General features: G+C 47.5%; 1 protein-coding gene. It reads left to right on the top strand.

The genetic code is table 11. From position 1 onward, the window contains the following. Positions 1–8 precede the first annotated feature (8 nt). The gene (locus ACYP03_RS27745) at positions 9–143 is read left to right on the top strand and encodes an alkyl sulfatase C-terminal domain-containing protein (RefSeq protein ID WP_459782904.1); all 135 of its coding nucleotides are present in this window, start codon (positions 9–11) and stop codon (positions 141–143) included. The last annotated feature ends 97 nt before the right edge of the window (positions 144–240 follow it).

Raw genomic sequence — 240 nt, forward strand, 5'->3', positions numbered from 1 at the left:
TGGCCGCCTTGCTTACCCGGAAAGCGTCGTTTGACGACCTGGTCAAAGCTGGAAAACTCAAGGTGTCAGACCGCCAGACTCTGAATGAGCTGATGGGCGTTTTCGATACCTTCGCGAATGATTTCGGGATTGTCACACCGTAACTGCAAAAGTTTGATTTAAATTGATGAAGCCCCCGAATGGTTCGGGGGCTTTTTTGCTAATGCAGAAAACGGTACTGAATCAAAGCGCGATATATTA

This window comes from Photobacterium sp. R1, from assembly GCF_054600795.1.